This is a genomic window from Pseudomonas sp. HY13-MNA-CIBAN-0226, assembly GCF_040310305.1.
GTDB lineage: Bacteria > Pseudomonadota > Gammaproteobacteria > Pseudomonadales > Pseudomonadaceae > Aquipseudomonas > Aquipseudomonas gregormendelii.
In genome coordinates, this window is record NZ_JBEOPS010000333.1 from 1 (window position 1) to 263 (window position 263).

General features: G+C 66.5%; 1 protein-coding gene. It reads right to left on the bottom strand.

Annotated elements, in window-relative coordinates:
• The coding region (locus AAEZ05_RS28980) for an ABC transporter substrate-binding protein (protein WP_350650061.1) at positions 1-263 on the bottom strand (263 nt) is incomplete at both ends.

The window sequence follows — 263 nt, forward strand, 5'->3', positions numbered from 1 at the left end:
TCTTCGACCCGTTCACGCGAATATAGGTATCGGCCGCGCGCTCCGGGTCGGCCGCGATCTGCCGTGCGGCGTCGGCCAGCGCGGCGACGAACGCGCGGTAGGTCTTCGGGTTGTCGTCGCGGAATTTCTCGGTCGCGTACAGCACCGTCGCGGAGCTCGGGCCGCCCAGCACGTCATAGGAATTCAGCACGATGTGCGCGTTCGGGTTGCCGGCGAGCTCCTGTTCCTGGAACGGCGGATTGCCGAAATGGCCGGTGATCACG